The following is a 26,825-nucleotide window of genomic DNA, read 5'->3' on the forward strand; positions in this document are numbered from 1 at the left end:
ACCCCCACTTATTGCTCCACGCAATAGAAGTGGGGGACTTACTTGATAGTGTTAAATATGGAAGATCAAGATATTGTTGTGATTCTTACAAATATGCTGAACAATGCGATTGAGGCATGTGAAAAATGTACAGGGAAAAAGATAATCAGAGTAAAAGCTATAAAAGAAAATAAAAAAGTTATATTTTCAGTTAGTAATACTTTTCAAAAAATTCCTCATTTTGTAAATGGCAAATATATTACAACAAAAAAAGAACCTTTTCATGGAATGGGAATAGAGAATGTGAAAGATATTGTAGGTAAATATCATGGAACATGTGCAATATGTTATGATAAAGAACAGTTTTATTTTGTAGTATATCTTTCAGAGTAACTTTATAATATTATATGCTTTCGGAATGGAAGCATTTTTTAAATTCTGCAATTAGATTCTTAATTCTGTAATCAGGCTGGATTTGTATAAATAAACGGGCGATAATGTGTGTAGAAACCACATGGGATATGGAAATTTAAATGGGGAGGTAAAAACATGCATGATTTAACAAAATTAAATTGGCAACAGTCTGCGTTAGATATTTTATTAAACAATGGAAAAAATAAGAATCGAAATATAAATGTTTTGCATTCAAAATCAACGGTTTATAAGCATGATGAATTAACACTTAGTAAAGAGGCAGTTAAATTACAGAAAGCACAGAAAGCTACTAATACCTCTAAAAATATTAATATCGATAAAAGTATTAACATTGATTCTTATTTTGAAAAAGCGATTGAGCATAATACACTTGCAATAGCAAATGCCGGAGAATCTATTACAAGTAGTCCTGAAAATTCAGCAAAATATTTAGATTATTGTAAAGTATATCGTCAAATCATAACAGATAAGTACACTTCATTAGTGGAGATTGCAAAACAGAAAGATAACCCTGAGCAATATATACAGCAGAAATATTTTAATCCGGCTTGTGACTGGTTTGCATCTGATTTAACAGAAGAAGAAAGGGACATTGGTTATCGCAATGAAATGTCTGTTTTAAAAAAAGGGACAACACAAGGTTTGGATTTTAATGATTCTTTTTTTAGAATTAACAATATTAAGCTGTCGTATCAGGAAGAGGAATGTGCCGAAGTGTCTTTTCACAGACAGATGCTAAATAATCAAATTAATAATATTTTTCAGAAAAATAATATTGAATTAGAAGATGGAGAAAATTATTATTTGTCTGTAAATCCGTATGACTATTATATTTCTGTTGAAGGAGTAAATGAGGATAAAAAGCATGCTATGGAACAGGCACTTAATGTTGGGGATAATGGTAAAAATCTTTGGAGGCATATTTATTATTGTTCTACTAGAGATGGGGCAAAAAGCGGCCAGACCAACTTATTAAGCTATCGCAAGCATCAGACTTTTCAAGATGTTTATGAATATACTGGATATAAATTAAACGAGTTGGAACCTGCAAATGGAACATATTATACATCCGATGGTAAAGATATAAAAGTTTTAATTAAAAATGCGGTTTGGAAAGATGAAGATATACCTAATGACTTTAGGGAAGGTGTTGTGTCATCTATATGCAATCAAATTACAGAAATCTGTCAATATGGTTGGGATAATATAGCAGATATGAATTTGATGATTTCAGGAAATTCACAAGGAATGCATGATATAAAACAAAATATTGATTTTGGACAAGGAAGTTCATATGTAAGTAAATTCCTAAATTATAGCCAGTTTAAAAATTTTCGTATTTCCGTTTACAAACTTTAGGTGTCATCCCTTTCTGATGTTTAAATGAGCGTATTAGATGGCTACAATCTGAAAAAACTGTTTCCTGACTTATATAATTTAAGTCAAGGTTATTGAATATAAGTAGGTCAGCAGTGCGGTTAAGCTGTATAAATTCTATATATTCCTTATATGACTGGTTGTAAAGCTGTCTGAATGAACCAGCAAAATTTGAGTGACTCATATTGCATATTTTGGTTACTTTACCTGAAGCTGCTCGTTTTTTGGCAATGGAAATATTATTGTTTGCTGCATAATTAAGAAGAAAATTGGTGATGATTTTTTGATTTTAGTTTAACAAGGAGCTGAGCATTAATGATTTTTAATCATTAATGCGACAGCCCCTTGTTTTTGTAAAATCTCAATATCTTTACCTATAATTAATTTTAAGGTTAAGCATATCAATATTTATTAGATTTTTTCCAGTCAATATTTTCTCTGATGTACTTAAAAGTTGCTTCTTCGCCCTCATCAGCAAGCATAGTCAGCAGTTTTTCGAGCAATTTCCGTGTGTCAGGATGCAGTACATAATAATCCTTATTTTTGTTATAGTATGCCAATGGGAAAGAGTCATTATAGGTGTCACGATTATAGTTTTTGCTTGCGGAAATCCTGTCACAGAACATTTCGAGTACATATCTTGTAGGCATAGGCATACCGACAAGACCTTCTCTCGGATTTATTGCAAAATCTATCCAATATTCAAAATGATGTTTGTTGCGTCCTTTGTGGTGAAGCCATGCAGAAGAATATTTTTTATCTTCTTTTTCAGCAAAATTCGGACTTCTTTTGCCGCTCTGATAATATTTTACACCTGCAAAAAATTCTATCGGATTATATTTAGACCAGTCATGCATGATTCCCTGTTTGTAAAGACCTGCTTTAAAGCAGTAGTGCCTTACAAGATTTTTGTGGTGAAGTATTGTGCAGAGATGACCGTAAAAATTTTTTAAGTAGTTCATAATGTGCCTCGTTTCTGGTGTTATGTATATTGCATAACCTTTTTGCAGATGATATAATGTGGCATAGGCAAAAAGATATGATTTATTCATTTAAACACCTATGCCTGTTATTAGGTATGGGTGGGACAACTAACTAGACAAGTATATCATAATCGTTCATGAATTTCCATATTCCCGTCTCCAAACCTTAGGTGTCATTCCTTTCCACCGTTTAAACGAGCGTATCAGATGGCTGCAATCTGAAAAACCTGTTTCTTGACTTATATAATTTAAGTCAAGGTCAGTGAATATAAGCAGGTCAGCAACGCGGTTAAGCCGTATAAATTCTATATATTCTTTGCATGACTGGTTGTAAAGCTGTCTGAATGAACGGGCAAAGTTTGAGTAACTCATATTGCACATTTTTGCGAGTTCCTTTACCTGAAGCTGCTCGTTATAATGTCTGTCAATATATTCAGTGATGGTGTCAAAAGGATTGTCGGGGGCAGATGCACAGAGTATTTTCTCATCTACAGCAACGCCTTTTGATATCCATATGCGGCTCAGATATGTAAGGAGTTTTGCGATATTTGAGCCGATGAGTGTATCATATCCGTATTGTCTTGCGTTTATTTCTTCAATACATTGTTCAAAAAGTTCGTAAATCTGATAGTTTTTTAAATCTTCTTTTGAAAAAAATATATTTTCCGGATTTTTTTCGTATGCGATATTCATCATATTTGAAAATCTTGATTTGTAGTTGCCTGATATATGAAGGAAGTTCAGGTCAAATTTTAATACCTGATAGCGTATATCACAGTTTTTAGACAGTACTGTTTTGTCTGGAACAGGCTGTATAGAGCCATGCTTTTTGTCAATTTTGGGATGGATTTCATCGGTTGAAAGCGGACTTAAACAGGCTTTCTTTGTTGAGGAAAGCCCTTTTTTGGCAATGGAAATATTATTGTTTGACATATATTCATTGTGAGTAGGACTGTTTTCAGATGAATTAATTGAATTTAAAATGCCTGTATCAGTTGTAGAACTGCTTGCTTCCGTAATTACAGATATAGTTTCGGCAGGTGTTTCATAAATTGAGTGTATATGTTTTGGACAGAAGATAATAAGGTCACCCGGAGTAAGGTTATAAACATTTTCATCGCAGGTAACTTCTACATTTCCATTTAATATATGAATGATCTCAAAAAAATAGTGCCAGTGCGGTAGGATTGGAAAATTGTCAGGTATCGAGGTATGCACAAAGGCTTCTATAGGTGAATTTAATCCGTCGCAGTATTCGTAAAGATTTTTAATATTTTTTTCCATATTGGTTCTCCGTTCTTGGTTGTTATGTGGTTTTATTAGGAGTGATATGATGTTGGGGGAAATGTACTTTACCCAACATGATGCCATGAATTGTTATATTTGTATTTGTTTTTTTTGCTCTGTTTATCTTATTATAAGTTGTAAATATTTTTTACAACTACTAAGTAGCAGAGCAGATTGCGAATATTCTCCTGACTAGTACAATGTATCAATTATTCGTTGTACTAGGTTAAATAGTAGCTGTTATAAAATATATAATTTACAGGGTTAGATGATTTTCCGTTGCATCATAATATTAAAAACAATCAGGTGTGAAAATGTTAGATGATGCTGGTTTTGTTTGAAAATATTATATAATATATAAACGATTTTTTCAATAATATAAGTTTGTAAAAAAGAGAGCGAAAATAAAGCAAAATAGTGTTTTTACGGCTCAAAATAGTGTTATATGATTTTTATATATGATAGATTTATACAATTTTTTTACATGTTTATTATATTATATATATGTCTGCTGTGCTATACTGTAGAAACTTTCGTAAGTTATAAGGTAATAGCAAAAGTTGTAAATATGGAATATATAAGATATTGGCAGTTTTGTGAATTACCTAAAAAGAAACACAGAAGAAAAAGATGAATAGAAAAAGGAGGATAAGAAAAATGACACCGATGAAATGGTTTTATTCGTTTTTGAAGAAATACCGTTGGCGTATGTTTTGGGGTATTGTTTTGACTACTATTGTTGCGGCTTGTGCTTTGGTGAGTCCGTATGTTTCAAAACTTATTGTTGACAGGGTTATTCAGCATGAACAGTATGGTATGCTTAAAAATCTCATTATCGTACTTATTGTTACTATTATAATAAGGGGAATATGCAGATTTTTCTCGCAGGTGCTTTTTGAGACGAGTTCGCAGAATGTTCTTTATAGTATGCGTGACACTGTTTACAGAAAACTTCTTCAGGAGGATTTTGCTTTTTACAACAAGAACAGAACAGGTGACTTGATGAGCCGTCAGACAGGTGATATGGATGCTATCAGACATTTTGTTGCGTATGTAATATATGTTACATATGAATATGTTTTGTATTTTGTGATAGCTCTTATAATGATTTTTGCTACAAATCTTAAAATGGCTCTCTGCATGGTGCTTGTGCTTCCACTTACGGCACTTACCACATATTTTCAGGCAAAGAGCGTTAAACCTGCTTTTAGAAACTGCCGTAATGCATTTTCAAGTCTTAATACTTTCGTTCAGGAAAATGTAAGTGGAAACAGGGTTGTTAAGGCTTTCGCAAAAGAAGATTATGAGATGGAAAAGTTTGCCGTTGAGAATGATAAGTACAGGGATTCAGAGCTTGGTGCGGCAAATGTATGGAAAAAATATGTGCCGCTTTTTGAACTTTTCTCAAATCTTCTTACATTGGTACTTATGCTTGTCGGTGGTATCATGGTCGTAGACGGGCAGATGACGATGGGTGACCTTGTTGCAGTGAATGGTTATCTCTGGATGCTCACGATGCCACTTCGTATGGCGGGCTGGCTTATCAATGATATGCAGAGATTTACGACTTCGGTTGAAAAAATCTACAATACATATGTTGCTGAGCCTGATGTTAAAAGACCGATTAATCCTGTACACCGCAAGAAACTTGATGGAAATGTCAAATTTGAACATGTTTCATATCAGGCAGATGATGAGGATATTCTTCATGATATAAATTTTGAAGTTAAAAAAGGTGAGACTGTCGGAATAATCGGAACTACAGGTGCAGGAAAGTCTACGGTGATGAACCTTTTGTGCCGTTTCTTTGATGCGACAGAGGGAAGTGTCTATGTTGACGGTGTAAATGTTAAAGACATGGATATGTATGAACTTAGGGAAAATATCGGTATTGCGATGCAGGACGTATTTCTTTTTTCAGATACGATTGAGGGAAATATCGCATACGGAAGACCGGATTGCAGCTTTGAGGATGTAAAGCGTGTTGCAAAGATGGCGGATGCCAACTTATTTATTAAAAATCTTCCTGACGGATATGACACTATCGTAGGTGAGCGTGGTGTTGGTCTTTCAGGCGGTCAGAAGCAGAGAATTTCGCTTGCAAGAGCATTGCTTAAAGACCCTGCAATCCTTATTCTTGATGATACAACATCGGCAGTTGACATGGAAACGGAGAGTTATATCCAGAGACAGCTTGAAAATATAAATCATGCCTGCACAACATTTATAATCGCATACAGAATTTCTTCTATTAAAGATGCTGACAAGATACTCGTGCTTGACCAAGGCAGGATTATTGAGCAGGGAACACATGAGGAGCTTGTTGCGAAAGACGGATATTATGCGACGGTTTATTACCACCAGTATCCGATGGCAGCTAAAATGAAAGAACAGGGGGTGAAATAGATGGCTAGAAATAAATATGATGTTGACGAAGTAGTAGAGCAGAAATTTGATATTAAACAGCTTAAAAGACTTGTCGATTATATCAGACCTTATAAAGGAAAAATGCTTTTTGTGCTTGTGCTTATGCTTTCCTCATCAGGACTTGGAATGTTTCTTCCAAAGTTTTTGCAGATTGAAATGGATAAGTATATACCTGACAAAGATATAAAATCAATTGTGATGCTTACAGCACTTGCAGGCGTTATTGTTCTCTATTCGGTAATAAGCACAAGGATAAAAATAGATGTGACAACTAAGGTCGGTCAGGACATAATACATACGATAAGAGAAGATATTTTTAAGCATCTTCAGGAACTTCCTTTTAGTTATTATGATGAAAGACCGCATGGAAAAATTCAGGTAAGGGTAGTAAATTATGTAAACAACCTTAGTGACCTTCTTTCAAACGGTATTATAAATACGATAACCGACCTCTGCAATCTTATATTTATATTGATATTTATGTTTGCAATGAGTCCGAAACTTACACTTATATGTCTCTGTGGACTGCCTGTGCTTATTGTATATGTTGTATTTTTGAAAAGGAGACAGAGCCATGCATGGCAGGTTCAGAGCAACAAACAGTCAAACTTAAATGCTTACATAGCAGAGAGTATTAATGGAATCAGGGTTACACAGGCTTTTGTAAGAGAAGAAAAAAACATGGACATATTTAATGACCTTAGTATGTCTTACAGAAACGCATGGCTTAAAGCAGTATATTATAACTTTGCTATGGGGCCTATGGTTGACCTTATATCAACAATAACAACATCATTTATATATGTAGTAGGTGTTTCATGTATTATAAACGGCGGACAGTCAGGCGTGACGGTCGGTGTGCTTATAGCATTTACAGCGTATATAAGCAGGTTTTGGGCACCTATAAATACTATTGCAAGTTTTTATAACAGCCTTTTAACTGCAATCTCATATCTTGAAAGAATATTTGAGACAATAGATGAGCCGGTGGAAGTTAAGGATGCACCTGATGCAACGGATATGCCTCCTATAAAAGGTGATGTATCTTTTGAACATGTAAGATTCAGCTATGAAGATGGAATACCTATTCTTAAAGATGTGAGTTTTGATGTAAAACAGGGACAGACGATAGCGATAGTTGGACCAACGGGGGCAGGAAAGACAACAATCGTAAACCTTTTGAGCCGCTTTTACAATGTCGACAGCGGAAAAGTTCTTATCGATGGGATTGACATATCAAAGGTAAAAATACATTCGGTCAGAACACAGATGGGTGTAATGATGCAGGACAGCTTTATATTTTCAGGAACTATTATGGATAACATAAGATACGGAAATAAGACTGCAACTGATGAAGAAGTAATAAAGGCAGCAAAGACGGTATGTGCGCATGACTTTATTATGGAGATGGAAGACGGCTACAATACCCAGGTAAATGAGAGAGGAAGCAGACTCTCAGTCGGACAGAGACAGCTTATCTCATTTGCAAGGGCATTGCTTGCAGACCCGGCAATACTGATACTTGACGAAGCTACTTCAAGTATAGATACGGAAACGGAAATCGTACTTCAGGAAGGACTTAACAATCTGCTTAAAGGAAGAACATCATTTATCATAGCACACAGACTTTCTACTATTAAAAATGCTGACACTATCATGTATATTGATAAGGGCGGTATCGTGGAGGCTGGAAGTCATGATGAACTCCTTGGAAATAAAGGGGCTTATTATGAGCTTTATATGTCGCAGTATATGTAACAGTTCAGCCATAAAAAAAACCGATAATGCAAGAGTTTACTCTTGATATTATCGGTTGTTTTTTTCTTGAAAATTTGACGCAGTGCCGTAATATATTTTGCACACTCAGGGACGCTTTCGCTCGGAGAATGTCGTAGCAGTACATAAGCGAGCAAAAAACGCTCACTAAGTGCTGACGACATTCAAACGCCCATCGGATGCGAAAATATATGTACGGCACAGCTGTTTTATTGAGGAGATTTAGGAGAAAAAACTTGATGGGAGTGAGAATAAGAGATGTGGAATGTGTACGATTACAAACACGCAACGGTACTAATGCACCCAAATACGGTGCATAAGTGCCGGCGAGTTTGAAAATGCCACTTGATAAACATTATAGCCCCTGTTTTCCTGTTTATTGGAGAAATGAACAAAAAATGACATGGCAACGGTTGGCAGGTTTATGAATGTAGGAAATGGAAAGCTGAACTGTTACATTGTCAGTTGGATTGATTTGGGGGAATATCCGATTGAAAGGGGGGATTTTGTTGCATATAGTTAGGTGTAATGTTATGATGAGAATAATATAGAATTGATTGGAGAGAGGAGATGGGTAATGGAAAAGGATTTGATTATTCAAAAAATGCTATTGAAACTGCTAAAGAATTATTTAGTATTGATAGTGAATTTATACAAGGCTGTATTGGCGAGGTGGATTATTCAGAAGAAATGTTTGATGTTATCATTTCAATGGATACCATGTATTTTGCACTTGATATGTCTGAATTTGTAGACCAAATTATGAAATGGTTAAAAAAGGATGGAGTTTTCTTTGTTTGTTATCAGGAGGGGGATGTAATGCCAAAGACAGAAAATGTGAACACAACAGTTTTTGCCAAAACTTTGTTTGATAAAAAAATAGTTTTTGATAGCATTGATATTACAAGGGAAACTTATGACCTGCTTTTACATAAGAGAGTTATTGCTAATTTATTTGAGAAAGAATTTGCAGAAGAAGGTAATAGTGACTGGTTTAATATGCTTATTGGTCAAACTGAGTATGCAAACAGACCGTATGAGGAATTTGCAAAAGAAATGTCAAGATATATTTATATTGTAAGAAAGAAATAGGATATAGGCATATCTTTTAAATCTGATACAATATGCTATGTCTGCATTGTTTTTTGCATGGTTTAATGCTATGAAAAAGTAGCTTTAACTTTACATTTTTAATTGAAGGGGGGCAGATTTTTTGAATAAAAATAATATAAAAACTATGAGTTTTATCAATAAGGCTGATGGACCGACTTCAATATTTTTTATCGGAAAAGATAATAAGGATATAACATTGAGACAAAAGATTCAGAGAATGAGAAACACAGTCAGAAGAAAGAAAATCATTAAATACTTGAAGGCTAATGCTCATACCATGGATCAGGTTGCACTGTATATTGTGAATGAATTGGGATTTACTGAAGTGGATAAATCTGATTCACAATATCAGACAGAGTATCATCAAATGAGGACATCTTTCATATTGCAGTATAAACCTGAATTGTTAGGAGAGTTAGCACATGCACCTCAACTGGAAAATCATGACGAGGAAAGTGTAAAAACTTTTTTTGAACAATTAGAGGCTAGGCAAAAGGCGGCAGAAAAAATACCTGCAAATATATTTGATATAGATTTACATATATATACAAAAGAATATAATAAATTGGAAATAAAAATTTCTATAGAAAAACAATACGAGTATATTGGTGGGAGTGCGAGCGGTTCTAAAAAAAGTGATATAAAGAAATATAATGCAACTTTTAGGAAGATATATTTGTATTATGGTGTTACACAAAAGGACATTGATGAGTACACAAAGAGGTATGAAGATGTTGTTAGGACTCTGGCATTAAGATAAATATTTATGGGAGGTTTATTTTATATGCAGGATAAGAAAAAATGTGTAGATTAAATTATGGAAGTTTTATAAATATATTTCGTAATAAATAAGTTGTGTAATGCAAAGGTTAAAAGATATTTTGACAATATCGAGATATAAAAATATTATTAAAATATGGAACGGAGAAAGTAGCATTTAGATTAACGGAGAAGATTAAAAGTCAAAAAGGAGATGTTGTCGTAGTGAAAATAGATATTATAGGTTCAGTGGCAAGTGGAAAAACAACATTGGCAAGAAAAATATCACAGAAATATAATGTGCCGTATTATGAAAAGGATAATGTTGTTTGGGACAGGACACCGGATGGTGATAGAAAACGGACATCTGAAGAACGTGACTTATATTTTCAAAAGATTATCAGTGGTCATGATTGGATAGTAGAGGGAAGTCCAAGAAAATGTCTTAAGGAAAGTTTCGGATGTTGTGATTATATACTTGTTTTGGATGAAAAAACTTCTGTGAGATTGTTCAGGGTATTCAAACGATGGATAAAACAAAAAATAGGAAAAGAGCATTATAATACAAAGCCGACTTTAACTTTTTTGAAGTATAATATTAAGTGGGTGTTTGAATTTAATGATATGAAAAAGAACTTGTTTCAGGAACTAAATTCTTATGGCGAAAAGGTGAAAATATTTTGTAATTCTGATGAAGCATTTAAGTTTATTTTGAGGGAATATTAGAGGATGATGGAGGTTTATCATTCTTTTATAAGTGACAAGAACAAGATAGATGATTATAACAGTAGCGTATATTACGAAAATCCATCATATGTTTTTGAGTTTTTTATGGAAGATAAAATTTTGTGATTTTCTTTAGCATAGATTAAATAGGCAATTACAATAAAAATCATTCAGAAATATATGTAGTTTATGTTAAATCATTTATTTTTTAAAAATATTGAATATTTAAAGGGGGAAAGATAATTTGAAAGTATTAGTATTTGGATCATTAAATATAGATTATGTTTATTCAGTGGAGCATTTTGTACAGCCGGGAGAAACGATTTCTTCTACGGCTCGTCAGATTTTCTGTGGTGGAAAAGGACTGAATCAGGCGATTGCATTTGCAAAGTATGGTCATGATACATGGCAGGCTGGTGCTGTCGGAGTGGGAGATTCACAGATGCTTTTGGAAATGTTGCAGCAGGCGGGAGTTCATACAGATTTTATTGCGCAAAAAGAAGGAGCATCAGGTCATACGATTATTCAATGTACTCCACAGGGAGAGAACAATATCATCTTGTTTGGCGGAGCTAATCAGACAATTTCAAAAGAGGATGTGGATAAAGTCCTTGGAAATTTTGAAAAAGGGGATTATCTGATTCTTCAAAATGAGATTAATCAGGTTCCATATATTATGGAAAAAGCACATAATAAGGGCATGTATATTGTATTGAATCCTTCACCAATGGATGATAAGATTTTTAAAATGCCGTTAAAATATGTTGATTATCTGATTTTGAATGAGATTGAGGCAACGGCTATATTACAGGCAAAAAATCTGAAAAATGAAGCAGAACTGACTAGTGAGCAGCTTCTGGATATGTTGATACGAAAATTCCCAGATAGTAAGATTGTGTTGACACTTGGCGGAGAAGGTGCTATGTATGGAGATAGAAAAAAGCGTTGCAGTCAGGGGATTATTTCTGTAAAAGTTGTGGATACGACTGCGGCAGGAGATACATTTACAGGATATTTCATGGGTGAAATCATCAATGGAAAGATGCCAGAAGAAGCATTAAAGACGGCAGCGGCAGCAGCCGCACTTGCGGTGAGCAGAAAAGGAGCAGGAACGTCAATTCCGGCTTATGCGGAAGTTGAGAAAATGAAGCAGGAAAAACACAAATAAAAATAAGAATGTAAAGGAGATAAATAAGATGACAGAATGGGAAAAAGCACAGAATGGATATTTATATGATGCAAATTATGACAAGGAAATAGTTGAAGCAAGGACAAAATGTGCAGACTTGTGTTATGAGTTTAATAATTGTAAACCGTCAGATATTGAAAAGCAGAAAGAAATATTGGATGAGATGCTTGGAAGTATAAAGGGAATACCTGTTGTTACAGCACCTTTTTATTGTGATTATGGATTTAATATTTCTATAGGTGAAAATTTTTACACAAACCATAATGTAACGATACTTGATGGTGCAAAAGTTACATTTGGGGATAATGTTTTTATTGCGCCTAATTGCGTATTTTCTACGGCTGGTCATGCAATAGACAGTGAACAGAGAAATAAAGGTTTGGAAATTGCATTGCCTATTACAGTGGGAAATAGTGTCTGGATTGGAACAAATGTATCTGTACTTCCGGGAGTTACTATTGGAAGTAATACCATAATAGGAGCAGGAAGTGTTGTAAATAAGGATATTCCGGACGGTGTTATAGCTGCGGGAAATCCATGCAGGGTAATACGGGAGATTACGGATGCAGATAAGGAGAAATATCCGGTTTTTAAGTAATGTGATGCGGAAATGGAAGGTTAAAAGTGAAAGAAGGTACAAATTTAAATCGTTTGAAAGCAGGTCTTAATACAGCATTTATTGATTATAGAAATGATTCAAATCTTGCATATAGACCGGAATTTATTTCAAATGATTATCAAAACGGAAAGAAGGTTCTTTCTTCATTAGAATATGAACTTTTACATTGTGATGCGTTTTCGATAAGTGTTGCATTTATAAAGATGAGTGGGATAGAGCCTCTTTTACAAGTATTTAAACAACTGGAGAATAGAGGTGTTCCGGGAAGAATCCTTACTACGGATTATCTTACATTTAGTGAGCCGGAGGCGTTTGATAAGTTAAATTCATTAAATAATATAGAATTAAAAATGTATCAGACCGAGGGAGAAAAAGATGGATTTCATACAAAAGGGTACATTTTTAAAGGTGGAAAGATTTATCGTATAATTGTGGGAAGTTCCAATCTTACTTCATCGGCTATAACAATAAATCAGGAATGGAATACAAAACTTGTTTCAAGTGAAGATGGCTCGATTGCAAAAGATATAGTCTCTGAATTTGACAGGCTTTGGAATAGTGAAAGAGCACTTGATTATGATGAATTTATAGAAGATTATCGTGTAAAATATAAGATAAAAAAAGAACAGCAGAGACTTGCAAAAGAAAGTGAAGTTATAAGCATTGAGAAATATAAATTACAGCCGAACAGTATGCAGGTTAAATTTATTGAGAATGTAATGGAATTATATGAGAATGGTGAAAACAGGGCATTGCTTATAAGTTCTACAGGTACGGGAAAAACATATGCATCAGCATTTGCACTCAGGGAAATTTTGAGAAAACGTGAAAAAGAAATAGGCAGGAATGTGAGAGCACTTTTTGTAGTGCATAGGGAGCAGATAGCAAAACAGGCTGTTAAAAGCTATAAAAATGTATTTGGAGAAAAATATAGTTTTGGACTTTTATCAGGGAACTCAAAGGATTATAATTCAGACCTCTTGTTTTCTACAATGCAGATGATGGCACGCGAAGATATAATGACAAAATTTAATCCAAATGATTTTGACATTATAATAATTGATGAAGTTCATCGTGCGGGAGCTGACAGTTATCAGAGGATAATGGATTATTTTATGCCGAGGTTTTGGATAGGAATGACGGCTTCACCTGATAGAACAGATGGCTATGATATATACGGACTTTTTGACCACAATATTGCATATGAAATTCGTTTACAGCAGGCAATGGAAGAAAAACTTTTGTGTCCGTTTCATTATTTTGGAATAACTGATTTAGAAGTCGACGGGCATGTAATAGATGACAATGCTATTAAAAATGTTCAAAATTTTACAAATCTAGTTTGTGATGACAGAGTAAATTACATAATGCAGCAGATGGATTATTATGGATATTCGGGGGACAGGGTAAAAGGTCTTATGTTTTGCAGAAATAAGGATGAAGCAGAACAATTATCGGTAAAATTTAATATGAAAGGCTTGAGAACTCTTGTGCTTACGGGAGACAGTTCACAGAGAGAAAGAGAAGAAGCAATTTTGAGGCTTGAACAGGATGAATCTGAAAATGCACTTGATTATATAATTACGGTTGATATATTTAATGAAGGTGTTGACGTGCCGGCAGTAAATCAGGTAGTCATGTTAAGACCAACAGAATCACCGATAGTATTTATTCAGCAGTTGGGACGAGGTCTTAGAAAATATGAGGGCAAAGAATATGTAGTAATACTTGATTTTATAGGAAACTATATGAATAATTTTATGATTCCTATTGCACTGTCAGGTGACAGAACATATAACAAGGATACAATCCGCAAGTATGTAAGAGAAGGATCAAGAGTAATTCCCGGGGAGTCTACAATACATTTTGATGAGATAAGCAAAAAAAGAATATTTGAATCGATTGACAGGTCCAAAACAACAAAAAATTTATTGCGTGAAAAATATTTTGCTCTAAAATACAAACTTGGCAGAATACCAAATGTGCTTGATTTTTATGAGTATGGTGAGATTGATCCGATGTTGTTTATTCAATATTCAAAATCATATGACCAGTTTGTAAAAGCAGTAGATAAAGAATACACTGTTTTATTTAGCGATAAAGAGGAGGCGATATTGGAATTTATATCTTCACTTGTAAATGGAAAAAGAGTGCATGAACTTTTAATGATTAGCAGCCTTTTAAATAACGAAAAGATAAGTTTGGAAACTTATAAAAAACTTCTCGAACAAAAAGGTGAAAAATATCGTGAGTCTGATTATGTATCGGCATTAAATGTTCTGGGAAAAGTATTTGTAAATGCACCGGCAGAAAAGAAACGATATAATGACATAGAATTTATAAGTACGGATGAAGCAAAAAATGGAATGTTAAGACGAGCCTCGCTCTTTTATTCATTGTTTAGTAATAGCAAATTCGTAAATGAAATCAAGTGTCTTGTCAGATACGGATTGAAGCGTTATGAGGATTTATTTAAAAATCATGATGAGGATAATCTTGTATTATATGAAAAATATTCAAGAAAAAATGTATGCAGGATATTAAATTGGGAACACGATGACAGCTCAACCGTTTACGGTTACAGGATTAAGCATAATACATGTCCGATATTTGTTACATATGAGAAAAAAGAGGATATTGCAAACAGTACAAAATATGAAGACCAGTTCATCAATAATCAGCTATTCAGTTGGATGACAAGAAGTAAAGTGAGTCTTGAAAGTCCGGAGAGTCAGAAGATTATAAATTATAAAGAAAGTGGTTTAAAAATATATTTATTTATCAAGAAAAGTGATGGAGAAGGAACAGATTTTTACTATATGGGAAAAGTTTCGCCGATTGATTATATGCAGACGGAGATAAAGAATGACAAGGGGCAGAAACTTCCTATAATGAATTTTAAAATGAAACTGGACCATGCCGTTCGTGAGGACATTTATGAGTATTTTGTGGATTAGGAGTGTAAAAATGAGCGATGTTGTGGAAAGGATTAAAAAATAAATTATGGAAACAGAAAAAAAGATAATAAATGTAGTTGCAGCAGTAATATGTGACAATATAAACACACCAAAGAAAATATTTGCAACTCAGAGAGGATATGGAGAATTTAAAGGAGGCTGGGAATTTCCAGGAGGAAAGGTAGAAGAAGGAGAAACACCACAAGAAGCATTAAAAAGAGAGATAATCGAGGAACTTGCAACAGAAATAAAAGTAGGAGATTACATAGAAACCGTAGAGTATGATTATCCTAAATTTCATTTGTCAATGCAATGCTTTTTGTGTGAGGTGGTGTCAGGAAACCTTGAATTAAAAGAGCATGAGGCGGCAAGATGGCTTGAAAAGGAACAGCTTTATGAAGTGGAATGGCTGCCGGCAGATGTTAGTTTGGTTGAGAAGATTAGGGAGATGCTTATTGATTGAAGGTAATAATTTAGCTTTTTATTTATTACATCTTAAAATTAACTCTTGTCTTTGTTAAGAGCCTAATTTATAATAGATGATAAGGGTTTTACGAAAATTAAGGAAAGGAAAAGCTATTTATAAAAAATATTTATAAATGGCAGGATAAATATCAATGGATAAGGAAAAAGTAATAGTCATTGATTTTGGCGGACAGTACAATCAGCTTGTTGCAAGACGTGTTCGTGAATGCAATGTATATTGTGAAATATATTCTTATCGTACCGGAATTGAAGAAATCAAGGCGATGAATCCTAAAGGAATTATTCTTACAGGTGGACCAAACAGTTGTTATGAAGAAGATTCCCCAACATATTCAAAAGAATTATTTGAACTTGGAATTCCTGTACTTGGACTTTGCTATGGTGCACAGCTTATGATGCATGTGCTTGGCGGCAAGGTAATCACTCCGGAGGTCGGAGAATACGGAAAGACAGAAATTAACTTTACTGACAATTCGGTGCTTCAGAAAGATCTTCCAAAGAAATCGATATGCTGGATGAGTCATTTTGACAGAATAGCAGAGGCAGCACCGGGATTTGAGGTTACAGCTTCGACAGCCGACTGTCCTATAGCGGCAGCACAGAATGTAAGCAAAAATCTCTATGCCATCCAGTTCCATCCGGAAGTTCTTCATACAGAAAACGGAACAAAGATGATTTATAACTTTGTACGCGAAGTCTGTGGATGTGCAGGCACATGGAGAATGGATTCATTTGTAAAAGAATCAATAGAAGAAATACGCAATAAAGTAGGAGATGGAAAAGTTTTACTTGCATTGTCAGGCGGAGTAGATTCATCAGTGGCAGCAGGACTTTTATCAAGAGCCATCGGAAAACAGCTTACCTGTGTATTTGTAGACCATGGTTTACTCAGAAAAGACGAAGGTGACGAAGTAGAAAATGTATTTGGACCAAACGGTCAGTTTGACTTAAACTTCATAAGAGTAAATGCACAGCAGCGTTACTATGACAAACTTGCAGGCGTAACAGAACCAGAGCAGAAAAGAAAAATCATCGGTGAGGAATTTATACGAGTTTTTGAGGAAGAAGCAAAGAAAATCGGAGCAGTTGATTTCTTAGCACAGGGAACAATTTATCCTGATGTGGTAGAAAGCGGCCTTGGCGGAGAATCAGCAGTAATCAAATCACACCACAATGTAGGAGGACTTCCTGATTTCGTAGATTTTAAGGAAATCATAGAGCCACTCAGAAATCTTTTCAAAGACGAAGTGCGCAAGGCAGGACTTGAACTTGGAATACCTGAAAATCTTGTATTCCGTCAGCCATTCCCAGGACCGGGACTTGGAATCAGAATCATTGGTGAAGTAACAGCCGAGAAAGTTAAGATAGTTCAGGAAGCAGATGCAATCTACCGCGAAGAAATTGCAAACGCAGGACTTGACCGCAGTATCGGACAGTATTTTGCGGCTCTCACAAATATGCGTTCAGTAGGTGTAATGGGTGATGAGAGAACTTACGATTATGCAGTAGCACTCAGAGCAGTCAATACAGTAGATTTTATGACAGCAGACAGTGCCGAGATACCATTTGAGGTATTGCAGAAGGTAATGAGCAGAATTATAAATGAGGTGAAAGGAGTCAATCGAGTATTTTATGATCTGACGAGTAAGCCACCTGGAACGATTGAGTTTGAATAAATTGAAATGTCAAAGAAAGCCAGTATTTATGCGGGTTTTCGGCATTTTAAAAAGTCTTTTGATAACAATTTGATAACAGTTGCGTGAGAGCCATTATTCTTGTAATCCAGTGGTTTTGGAGTTGGAGAATGATAGAATGGTGGCTGTGCAACGAATAATCCATATTAGAAAGCCCTTAGCTGTGGGTAATAACTCATAGCTAAGGGCTTTTTGTCGTCTTTATTTATCGGATTTGAGCATTTTGACCAGTGCGTCGCTGAGCTCCTGAGACGGAACCTTCGCCCAGATCTGTGTGGTATCGAATTCTGGATAGTGATAACGCCAGGTATCGTATTCATCTTTGCTGATTTCACCGGAAGATAGCTTGTCAGCCTGCTCTTTCCATATATACAGCATTTTCAGCAGTTCGTGAGCTTCTTTTCCTTTGGAAGTATCGACTTTCAGACAGATTTCCTCATCTGCTTCGCTGACAGTCAGACCGTACAGATCTTCAAGGGTAAATAAAGTGTGCATTAGACCAACATAGCTGTCAATATCAGGCACATCGAGGGCATGAGGGGAAACATCCAGTGCCTGTGCCAATGCTGCGGTAAGTTCTGCTTTGGGTTTCCGTGTTCCAGTTTCATATTGTGCTAAGCGTACATCGGCACTTCGCTCCGGAAAGCCGACAATCGTACCCAGATATTTTTGTGTCATTCCACGCAAAAGGCGGAAAAAATGGATTCTCTCTCCAATTGCCATAACAGTATTCACTCCTTACACATGATATACATGGAGTATAGCAGATATGTTTAGGTAAAGTCAATATAATACAAAACAAAAAAGTTTAATATTTTCCAAAAAGCCACTTGACACAAACAAATATGCTTAGTATAATGAATTCAAAATTAAACAAATAAGTTTAATAAAAACTAAATGACCGTCTGAAAAGCACAAACCGCCAAGACCTTGCCAGAAAGCAAGCGAGCACCTGATCTGCTGCGGCAGATCTGGACAGCACAGCACCGAACAGGGGATGCCTGCTGGAACTTTCTTCGGATAGAACGGCAATAAAAAATCAAGGAAAGGGATGATAAGATGAACAACAAATTTATTTGTGCTGAAGAAGTGGCACAGGAGTTGAGCGTATCGAAGCCGTATGCTTATAAGTTAATCAAGACCGCATTTTTACCATCACAAAAAGCTATCTCCATCACGAGATGGACAGAGGGGCGAAAGCCGCAGGGGTAAAACGTATCCGTATCCATGACTTGAGACACAGCCACATCAGTTTGCTGATTGATATGGGATTTTCGGCGGTGGCGATTGCAGACCGAGTAGGGCATGAAAGCATTGATATCACTTATCAGTATGCTCACCTGTTTCCGTCTAAGCAGACGGAAATGGCAGATAGATTAGACGATTTAGGGAAAGGAGACTTTGAAAATGTCAGCTAAAAACAGAGATAACAAAAACCGGTGGAGAAATATCACGGTAGGATTTCGGGTATCACCCGAAGAAAATGAACTTATCAATAAGGCAGTTGCTTTATCGGGACTTCCAAAGCAGGAATATTGCTACCGCCGTTGTCTGAATCAGGAGATTGTGGTACAGGGCAATCCGAGAGTGTATAAGGCACTCAGAATGGAGCTTGCAGATGTTCTTACAGAATTAAAGCGGATCGAAGCCGGAAACAGCGTGGATGAGGAGCTGCTGAATGTGATTGAGTTGATTGCCATTATTCTGGGTGGTCTGAAAGGAGAGGATGAGAATGGAAAATAAAAAAGAAAAGACTGCTCCGAATGTATCTGTTGGCGCAGATACGGAGCAGCCGCTTCCTAAAAACACTACCAGTAGTATATCCGAGTATGAGGAAAATATCAAGAGTTTTGAGAAAATGCAGCGAGAAATGCAACTGAGTTTAGACCCGTCCTATCTCAAAACCATTTCTATGAATGAATTATTTGATACGCAGTATGGGAGCAAGCAGCCGTTGATTGACGGTCTGCTTTATCCCGGCACTTATATCTTTGCAGGTTCTCCTAAACTGGGAAAGAGCTTTCTGATGGCACAGCTTGCCTATCATGTCAGCACAGGAACACCACTCTGGAATTATACGACCCGAAAAGGAACGGTGCTGTACCTTGCTTTGGAAGATGATTACCGTCGCTTGCAGGAGCGTCTGTACCGGATGTTTGGAACAGAAGTCAAGCAGGAAGAAATCACAGACAAAACGGTACAATCTATAAGGGCACATGGCTGGCTGCCAGATATATTCCGGCAGATTATCCGTGGGGCGAAAGACATTTTGCAGGAAATGATTTTCAAATTTAAGCTGCCGCCGAAGCCAGTACCAAAGATTGACTTGCAGGAGTGGAACGATATGTGGATATTGATGGATAAGCTCCAGAAGCAGTCACAGGAAATGAAACAGGCACAGCAGGAGATTTCTTCCCTGAAAAAACAGCTTTCCGAAACAAAGGGATTTTTCAAAGGAAAAGAACGGAAGTCCTTAGAGGGAAAAATCGAACGAGCAGAGAAGCAGGAGAAGCGGATACACACGGATATGGAGCAGAATGTAAAACAGGCAGGTTATTCAGATGTTCAGTCTTTTGCAAAAGCATACCACAAATCGGAAGAACTGATTCGGGAATATAACAAGGAGCTGCGGGAGTGGAAGAATCAGACAGCACAGAAGAAGGAAAAGACACTGGAACCGCCAACAAAGGCAAGTGTGCTGAAAAAACTGCACAGCTATCAGCAAGAAGGCAAACAGCAGCCGAAGCGGACGAAGAAGAAATCCAGAGACATGGAGCGATAAGAAAGGTGGAACAGATTATGAAGAAAACAATTTTTGAAGAAATGGGCGGCACTTATGTAAGACAAGGGGATTATTTCATCCCCTGTCTTACCGTGCCGGAGGAAGAAGAATCGAGATTTATTGGTGTATGGGGACAAAGACATTTGCGGTATTTGAAGGAATACCGCAGGAATGTATATCTGGAGTTGCTTATGAATGGCAGACTAAACAGCTATCTGGCAGATATAGAAGAACAGGCACAGGAGCGATTTGAAAGAATGATAGAGCAGATGAAGCAGGCACAGGGGATCACGGAGCAGATGAAAGCAGAAAATGTCTGGGAATGGGTAGGCAGAATGAATAACATACAGGTGTGTGCAAGGGAGATGGTGGATAGAGAGATTATTTACCAGTAAGCAGTTTGGCGAAGAGCAAGTCAGGAAAAGGCTTGCTTTTTGCTTTACAATAATATTGGTTCATGTATAATTATGGCATAGAGATAAATCGGGATTTTAAGGAGAGATAAGACATGGAACATAGAGTAAAGGTTACCGTTTTAGATAAAAAATTATTTCCGGAATTACAAGCACAATATTGTGCAGTACCCGACAGTGGTAAATGTCCTTGCTATAATGTTGGAGACGAATTTATGTTTTACCGCAATGATGAGCGTGATGACTATTGGCATATGGGAGCAGGCACACTGATAAAAAGTGGAAACCCAGATGAAGGAGTATTACTTTCTCCTGGAACAATGCACTGTGGAACAGATGGTGTTCCATTCTGTTCAGAAGCATGGGATGCCATCAGCAGATATATTTATTCAGCACTTCAAGGTGGAGCAATTATGCATGGCTGGATGAATGATGATAAGGTTATGATTACTTGCTGTAATGATGGTACGAGACCTGTTATTTTTAAGATTGAAAGAATAGATATTGACCAGTAACAATCGGAATTGGCATAGCAAGCGAGATAAGCAATTCAAGGAGAAAAAGATATGCGTAGAAAAGACAGGGAGATCAAAGAAATCTCAGAAGTGTTAGATATTGTTGAGCGAGCTAAGGTTTTGCGTATGGGGCTATTTGATGGAGAATATCCATATATAGTTCCTCTGCATTATGGATACGAATATAAAGATGGTGTGTTAATTTTTTATGCACATGGAGCAAAAGAAGGGCATAAGATTGATTTGATTCATGTGAATCCGAATACATGCATAGAATTGGAATCTGATATGGAAATTGTATCTGGAGAAGATATTCCATGCCAATATGGAACTTATTATGCTTCAGTCATTGGGCGTGGAACAGTGGAATTGGTAAAAGATGTGCAGGAGAAGATTCGAGGTCTTAATCTTTTAATGAAAAATCAGGTTGGACGAGAATTTTCAATCACTCCTCAAATGGCACAGACCGTTCAAGTTATGAAAGTCACTATAAATAATTTCTCAGCAAAATCAAGAAAGAAAACTCAATAATAAATTCCAGTTTGTAAGAGAAAATGAAATAAATATAACGAGTATGAAAATCAGCACTATTAAAGATTAGTGCTGATTTTTTCAATAAATGATTCAACTATCTTAGACGGATGCTTTGAGTAAATAATTCCATATGGCATTTCATAGTTCCATTTCATAGGGATCGTTACTATGGATGGGTGAATATCTCTCCAGATATCCAATGTTTCCATAAGACAGCCAGTTTGTTCACATTCGTTAAAAATATTCGTATCGTAAAAATGTGGAGTGTCTATAACAGTGATTTGTGGGTGGTTTATTTCGATTTCATCCCTCATTTGGTTCAACACCGGCGAATCTCCACGTTTGATCAGCATGATCGTTTCACCGTTTAAATCATTCCAACACAGAATTTTCTTTTTTGCTAATCTATGCTTGCGTGGCATGGCAATCTCACATTTTCCATTTCTTATTTTCAATATATTGTAATTTTCTTTCCATGTAATTGAATCACATGGTCCTACAAAACAATCTATTTCCTTTCCAAGAGAGGAAAGCATGGCTTCCATTCCGGATGGAGTGTCATCAAAAGGGACAATATGGATTGTGACAGGCAGGGTTTCATCGTCAATTTCAGACCATAAATCTACCAGCATTTTACAAGGCCGCAAAATAGAAGTTCCGATTTTGATGATCTGATGTTCATTCATGGCAATCTGTCTTGCTTTCGCTACTGCCTGATCAGAAATCCTTATAATTCTTTTTGCCTCTTTATAGATGGAACTGCCGGCTGCGGTCAATGCTATTCCCTGATTTGTCCGTTCTATCAATTTTATCCCCAGCTGATTTTCAAATTTATTGATCTGGTTCATCACAGAAGCCGGAGTAATAAATAATTCTTTTGAAGCACTTAGAAAACTTCCCTTTTCGGCAACGATAACAAAAGTATATAATTCACGACTATACATAATTGCACCTCGCTTTTAGATATTCTAAAAACGATTTTAACATTTTGGTAGCTTCAAAGTCAATGTATTTGAGAATACAATAAGTCCAGAAGCAAACGGAGGTCTTAAAATGGAATATGTTACATTGAACAATGGGGTCAGGATGCCTGTGCTCGGTTATGGCACTTATCAGACTCCACCAGATATAACAGAAAAATGTGTTTCAGAGGCAATCAGTTTGGGTTACCGTTCCATTGACACAGCACAATGTTATGGAAATGAAAAGGAAGTTGGTACTGCCTGTAAAAAATCTGGTATTGCCAGAAAGGAACTATTTATTACCACAAAACTTTGGGGATGCCATAGTTACCAGGATACCCTTCGTTCTATTGACAGCTCTTTGAAGCGATTAAATATGGACTACATTGATTTGCTGCTGATACACGAGCCAACAGGTGACATCTATGAAATATATGGAGCTATGGAAAAGTCTTATAAGGATGGGAAACTTCGAACCATTGGAGTTTCCAACTTCCTGGAAGAAAATTATCTTAAGCTGATCAATCATTGTAAAATCATTCCGGCAGTCAATCAGGTGGAAACCTATGTGTTTCGGCAACAGCAAAAATTGCGGGAACTGGAATGCCAGATAGGAACAAAACATGAAAGCTGGTCACCATTGGCATGTGGAAAAAATAATATCTGGCATAATCCAGTATTAGTACAAATCGCAAAGTCAAATAGCAAAAGTGTATCTCAGATTGCATTGAAATTTTTGATTCAGCAGGGAATCATGGCTGTCCCTAAAAGCATCCATGCAAAACACATGAAGGAAAACTTAGAAGTTTTTGATTTTGATCTGGATGCCGAGGATATGCAGCAAATCAGAAAACTTGAAATCGGGAATAGCCTATTTGGCTGGTGGTAGGAGAAATGGAGTAAATAATGAAGAAAAATATATTGATTTTGAATGGTGCAGCCCGTAAAAACGGAAATACTGCGAGTCTGATACAGGCTTTATCTGATGGTGCAGCCAGTGCCGGACATAAGATACAGAATTTTTATCTTGATGATATGAATATACATAGCTGTAAAGGATGCCTTGGAGCTGATAGCAATAGTAAAAGTCCATGTACTCAAAAAGATGATATGGATAAGATCTATGTAGCATTTTCAGAGTGTGATGTCGTTGTGTTTGCTTCTCCAGTGTATTTCTGGACCATTACAGGGACACTAAAGAATGTTGCGGACAGATTATATGCGGAACTGGAATGCCTGGGGTACAAAAAATTTGCAAGGGAGTGTGTACTTCTTATGACAGCAGATGGTGCAGATTACTCACAGGCTGTTACCTGGTACAGAACGTATGAGCATAATATCGGATGGAAAAACAGGGGAGAAATATTGGGAAAAAGAAAAGAGAGAGAAGCCTATCGTTTAGGTGCGTCCCTTTAAAAATCATTCAGAAAGGACGTTGAATATGGAGCAAAAAATGACAAATGGCGTACCCTGGAAGCTGATTTTGAGATTTTCCATTCCGTTATTTATCGGACTTTTACTGCAACAGCTTTACAACACAGTGGATACGATCGTGGTTGGTAATTTCGCAAATGAAGCAGCGTTGTCAGCAGTTGGTACAACAGGCAGTCTGGTATTTCTGTTTATTGCGATTGCAAATGGCTTCTCTTCTGGTGCTGGAGTGATTGTGTCTCAATATTATGGTGCTGGAGATATAAATAGGATGCGAAAAACAGCTGGAGCATCTATAACACTTCTTATCACAATGGGACTTGCCTCCACCATCTTAGGAATTGCAGTCAGTATGCCTGCTTTTCGATACCTTCTTAGTGTACCGGACAGCTTTAGAGCTATTGCAGTTGAATATTTTGAAATATATTGTATGGGATTGATATTTCAGTTTGGATATAATATTGTGGCTTCGCTTCTTAGAAGCGTTGGAGACAGCAAAGCAAGTATGTATTTTCTGTTGATTGCATCTGTCATAAATATTTTACTTGATTTACTGTTTGTGGCAGTATTTCGTATGGGTGCTGTCGGAGCAGCAATCGCCACAGATATATCGCAGGCGATTTCATGTATCGTGTCGTTCGTATATATGTATAAAAAATATCCAGAATTTCGCTTTGAAAGATCAGAATTGAAGTTTGACAAAGAGGAGACAAAAAGTATTGTAAAAGTCGGATTTCCTATTATGCTTCAGCAGACAGTGGCTGCATTTGGAACCATATTCATTCAGAGAGCTGTCAATGGATACGGACAGACCATGACAGCATCCTATACAGTGGGGTCACGCATTGAAATGTATGTTCAGATGCCGCTGAATAGTTTTTATATGGCTTTGGCAACATTTGTGGGACAGAATATTGGTGCAGGGGAAAAAAGCCGGGTAAAGCAGGGAGCCAGACAGACAATCATACTTTCGTTGGTGGTTACAATAATCATTGCTTTTTGTGTCATATTTTTTGAAAATCAACTGATTATATTGTTTGGAATCAGTGAAGATGCGTCGGTATATTGTCGGCAGCATCTTAAAGTTACAGCACTTGCTTTTGTTTTACAGTCTGCGTATTTGCCATTGTTTGGTGTATTTCAGGGTTCTGGTGATGGCTTTGCAATAACGAGGACTGCTGTCCTGGCTCTTTCTATAAGGGTTCTTACGACATATACACTTTGTTATCTTCCTATATTCTCATATCGGATTGTATGGTGGAATATGATCTTTGGATTTGCTGGTGGTTTCATTATCACATGGATACATTATTTGAGCGAAAAATGGTCAGGCAAAAACATTATAGCAACAAAAATATAAAATCTGATGCGAAAGTCGGATTCTTATATAAATTCAAATGAAAGAAAGCGAGGAACTAAAAATGGAAAAAACATTGATAGAAATTGGTGCAGGAAAAGGACTGGGAAATGCAGTAGCAAGAAAGTTTGCTGAAAATGGATATAAGATTGTTCTTCTGGCAAGAAGTGAAGCTCATCTGAAAGAGTACCAGGAAGAATTTGGCAAAAAAGGCTATGATGTAGATATTTACCCTGTTGATGTGGAAAATCAGGATCAGTTAAAAGAGACACTTGACAAAATCAAAGCACAGTATTCAGATATTGATACAGTTCATTACAATGTTGGAGTAACATTACCGGACAGTGAATGTGAAATAAATGAAAAGGTTATGGCAAAACGCTATCAGACAGATGTAATTGGTGCCTATCAAGTAATCCAGGCTTTTGCAAATGATGAATTTGCACAGAAAAAAGGAAATATTTTAATTACAGGAGGAGGTCTTGCGATGTATCCAATGACGGCTTATCTTCCATTGTCTATGGATAAGGCTGCTCTACGTGCAATGGTAATTGCTGAACATAACGAATGGCAGGAAAAAGGATTGTATATAGGAACCGTTACAGTTACCAACACCATAGGATACACAGAAGGTTATGAGCCGGATACAATTGCGGGAAAATTCTGGGAATTATTTATGAAACGTGAAGATGCAGAGATTGTGTACTAAAAGCTCGCCTGTGATAAACTTAGTGTTTTCAGGAAGTTGAGAAATATTTGATAATAGCGTATAACAATTATTAAAAGATTTCATGGAATAGATGAAAGTGTAACTTCTTGTTTATAATGATTTGATAAGAAATCATCTATTGCCTTTCTAAGCAAAATCGCTTATAATCTGTATCGGAACATATTGCTATTATCCACAGTTGCTCAGGCGATGTTATCAACAGCGATAACAAAATGATAACATTAGCTTATATAGGCAGGATAGTGTGAAAGAAAGTAGAGGATAGCCATAAATGGGCGCACTCAAATAAGCTGT

26 protein-coding genes and 2 pseudogenes are annotated in these 26,825 nt (G+C 36.2%); 23 read left to right on the forward strand and 5 right to left on the reverse strand.

The features are described 5' to 3' along the window. Window positions 1-48: 48 nt before the first annotated feature. Window positions 49-372: an ATP-binding protein gene (locus tag KQI69_RS07685; RefSeq protein WP_371818777.1), complete on the forward strand. Its 324-nt coding sequence runs from the start codon at window positions 49-51 to the stop codon at window positions 370-372. Window positions 373-528: 156 nt separating this feature from the next. Next, window positions 529-1,773: a DUF4885 family protein gene (locus KQI69_RS07690; RefSeq protein ID WP_216564780.1), complete on the forward strand. Its 1,245-nt coding sequence runs from the start codon at window positions 529-531 to the stop codon at window positions 1,771-1,773. Here KQI69_RS07690 and KQI69_RS07695 read toward each other — a convergent pair. The 3 genes from KQI69_RS07695 to KQI69_RS07705 form a co-directional block, all read right to left on the reverse strand. After that, the gene (locus KQI69_RS07695) at window positions 1,739-1,975 is read right to left on the reverse strand and encodes an AraC family transcriptional regulator (RefSeq protein ID WP_216564781.1); all 237 of its coding nucleotides are present in this window, start codon (window positions 1,973-1,975) and stop codon (window positions 1,739-1,741) included. The two genes, KQI69_RS07690 and KQI69_RS07695, sit on opposite strands and share 35 nt — an antisense overlap. A gap of 217 nt (window positions 1,976-2,192) precedes the next feature. Next, entirely contained in the window at window positions 2,193-2,753 is a 561-nt protein-coding gene (locus tag KQI69_RS07700) for a DUF5662 family protein (protein WP_216564782.1), read from the reverse strand. Window positions 2,754-2,909: 156 nt separating this feature from the next. Further along, window positions 2,910-4,058, reverse strand: coding sequence for an AraC family transcriptional regulator (locus tag KQI69_RS07705; RefSeq protein WP_216564784.1), 1,149 nt, complete (start codon window positions 4,056-4,058; stop codon window positions 2,910-2,912). 633 nt (window positions 4,059-4,691) lie between these two features. On the opposite strand from KQI69_RS07705, the gene KQI69_RS07710 reads away from it, so the two are divergent. The 10 genes from KQI69_RS07710 to guaA all read left to right on the forward strand — a co-directional run bounded on the left by KQI69_RS07710 (window position 4,692) and on the right by guaA (window position 17,789). Further along, complete coding sequence (locus KQI69_RS07710; protein WP_371818776.1) at window positions 4,692-6,467, forward strand: ABC transporter ATP-binding protein; 1,776 nt, start codon at window positions 4,692-4,694, stop codon at window positions 6,465-6,467. Beyond that, entirely contained in the window at window positions 6,468-8,246 is a 1,779-nt protein-coding gene (locus KQI69_RS07715; protein WP_216564785.1) for an ABC transporter ATP-binding protein, read from the forward strand. Window positions 8,247-8,834: 588 nt separating this feature from the next. Continuing rightward, window positions 8,835-9,356: a bifunctional 2-polyprenyl-6-hydroxyphenol methylase/3-demethylubiquinol 3-O-methyltransferase UbiG gene (locus KQI69_RS07720; protein ID WP_216564786.1), complete on the forward strand. Its 522-nt coding sequence runs from the start codon at window positions 8,835-8,837 to the stop codon at window positions 9,354-9,356. Window positions 9,357-9,477: 121 nt separating this feature from the next. Continuing rightward, window positions 9,478-10,137, forward strand: coding sequence for a hypothetical protein (locus KQI69_RS07725; protein WP_216564787.1), 660 nt, complete (start codon window positions 9,478-9,480; stop codon window positions 10,135-10,137). Between the two features lie 224 nt (window positions 10,138-10,361). Then, window positions 10,362-10,862 (forward strand): DNA topology modulation protein FlaR, encoded by a 501-nt coding sequence (locus KQI69_RS07730; protein ID WP_216564788.1) that lies wholly within the window; start codon window positions 10,362-10,364, stop codon window positions 10,860-10,862. Window positions 10,863-11,106: 244 nt separating this feature from the next. After that, window positions 11,107-12,030 (forward strand): ribokinase, encoded by a 924-nt coding sequence (locus KQI69_RS07735; protein WP_216564789.1) that lies wholly within the window; start codon window positions 11,107-11,109, stop codon window positions 12,028-12,030. 28 nt (window positions 12,031-12,058) lie between these two features. Then, a complete protein-coding gene (locus KQI69_RS07740; RefSeq protein ID WP_216564790.1) occupies window positions 12,059-12,649 on the forward strand; it encodes a sugar O-acetyltransferase in 591 nt (196 codons plus the stop codon). 26 nt (window positions 12,650-12,675) lie between these two features. Beyond that, window positions 12,676-15,627, forward strand: a complete 2,952-nt coding sequence (locus KQI69_RS07745) for a DEAD/DEAH box helicase (protein ID WP_216564791.1) — start codon at window positions 12,676-12,678, stop codon at window positions 15,625-15,627. A 46-nt stretch (window positions 15,628-15,673) separates the two neighbouring features. Beyond that, window positions 15,674-16,090, forward strand: coding sequence for a (deoxy)nucleoside triphosphate pyrophosphohydrolase (locus KQI69_RS07750; RefSeq protein ID WP_216564793.1), 417 nt, complete (start codon window positions 15,674-15,676; stop codon window positions 16,088-16,090). A gap of 154 nt (window positions 16,091-16,244) precedes the next feature. After that, window positions 16,245-17,789: a glutamine-hydrolyzing GMP synthase gene (gene guaA, locus KQI69_RS07755; protein ID WP_216564794.1), complete on the forward strand. Its 1,545-nt coding sequence runs from the start codon at window positions 16,245-16,247 to the stop codon at window positions 17,787-17,789. 219 nt (window positions 17,790-18,008) lie between these two features. On the opposite strand, the gene KQI69_RS07760 is transcribed toward guaA, so the two are convergent. Further along, a complete protein-coding gene (locus KQI69_RS07760) occupies window positions 18,009-18,530 on the reverse strand; it encodes a helix-turn-helix domain-containing protein (RefSeq protein WP_216564795.1) in 522 nt (173 codons plus the stop codon). A 336-nt stretch (window positions 18,531-18,866) separates the two neighbouring features. Between KQI69_RS07760 and KQI69_RS10505 the strand changes: the two are divergent. The 7 genes and pseudogenes from KQI69_RS10505 to KQI69_RS07795 all read left to right on the forward strand — a co-directional run. Continuing rightward, a pseudogene (locus KQI69_RS10505) lies at window positions 18,867-18,947 on the forward strand (LysR family transcriptional regulator); the annotation flags it as partial. After that, window positions 18,944-19,225: pseudogene (locus KQI69_RS07765) on the forward strand (tyrosine-type recombinase/integrase); the annotation flags it as partial. The pseudogenes KQI69_RS10505 and KQI69_RS07765, both read left to right, overlap by 4 nt. After that, entirely contained in the window at window positions 19,215-19,550 is a 336-nt protein-coding gene (locus tag KQI69_RS07770; protein WP_216564797.1) for a hypothetical protein, read from the forward strand. The pseudogene KQI69_RS07765 and the gene KQI69_RS07770, both read left to right, overlap by 11 nt. Then, the gene (locus tag KQI69_RS10510) at window positions 19,540-20,589 is read left to right on the forward strand and encodes an AAA family ATPase (protein WP_253289057.1); all 1,050 of its coding nucleotides are present in this window, start codon (window positions 19,540-19,542) and stop codon (window positions 20,587-20,589) included. Before KQI69_RS07770 ends, KQI69_RS10510 begins: the two co-directional genes overlap by 11 nt. A gap of 17 nt (window positions 20,590-20,606) precedes the next feature. Continuing rightward, window positions 20,607-20,984 (forward strand): TnpV protein, encoded by a 378-nt coding sequence (locus KQI69_RS07785; RefSeq protein ID WP_216564798.1) that lies wholly within the window; start codon window positions 20,607-20,609, stop codon window positions 20,982-20,984. A 113-nt stretch (window positions 20,985-21,097) separates the two neighbouring features. After that, window positions 21,098-21,517 (forward strand): TIGR04076 family protein, encoded by a 420-nt coding sequence (locus tag KQI69_RS07790; protein WP_216564800.1) that lies wholly within the window; start codon window positions 21,098-21,100, stop codon window positions 21,515-21,517. A gap of 51 nt (window positions 21,518-21,568) precedes the next feature. Further along, the gene (locus KQI69_RS07795) at window positions 21,569-22,048 is read left to right on the forward strand and encodes a pyridoxamine 5'-phosphate oxidase family protein (protein WP_216564802.1); all 480 of its coding nucleotides are present in this window, start codon (window positions 21,569-21,571) and stop codon (window positions 22,046-22,048) included. Between the two features lie 59 nt (window positions 22,049-22,107). Here KQI69_RS07795 and KQI69_RS07800 read toward each other — a convergent pair whose 3' ends face one another. Beyond that, window positions 22,108-22,995 (reverse strand): LysR family transcriptional regulator, encoded by an 888-nt coding sequence (locus KQI69_RS07800; RefSeq protein WP_216564803.1) that lies wholly within the window; start codon window positions 22,993-22,995, stop codon window positions 22,108-22,110. A 109-nt stretch (window positions 22,996-23,104) separates the two neighbouring features. On the opposite strand from KQI69_RS07800, the gene KQI69_RS07805 reads away from it, so the two are divergent. From KQI69_RS07805 to KQI69_RS07820, 4 genes are all read left to right on the forward strand, one after another. Next, on the forward strand, window positions 23,105-23,902 hold the full coding sequence (locus KQI69_RS07805; protein WP_216564804.1) for an aldo/keto reductase: 798 nt from the start codon (window positions 23,105-23,107) through the stop codon (window positions 23,900-23,902). A gap of 17 nt (window positions 23,903-23,919) precedes the next feature. Continuing rightward, on the forward strand, window positions 23,920-24,429 hold the full coding sequence (locus tag KQI69_RS07810; protein WP_216564805.1) for a flavodoxin family protein: 510 nt from the start codon (window positions 23,920-23,922) through the stop codon (window positions 24,427-24,429). A gap of 25 nt (window positions 24,430-24,454) precedes the next feature. Next, window positions 24,455-25,804, forward strand: coding sequence for an MATE family efflux transporter (locus KQI69_RS07815; RefSeq protein WP_216564806.1), 1,350 nt, complete (start codon window positions 24,455-24,457; stop codon window positions 25,802-25,804). A 61-nt stretch (window positions 25,805-25,865) separates the two neighbouring features. Continuing rightward, window positions 25,866-26,510, forward strand: a complete 645-nt coding sequence (locus KQI69_RS07820) for an SDR family oxidoreductase (RefSeq protein WP_216564807.1) — start codon at window positions 25,866-25,868, stop codon at window positions 26,508-26,510. Window positions 26,511-26,825 lie beyond the last annotated feature (315 nt).

It is taken from the genome of Eubacterium sp. MSJ-13 (assembly GCF_018918235.1).
GTDB lineage: Bacteria > Bacillota > Clostridia > Lachnospirales > Lachnospiraceae > Butyribacter.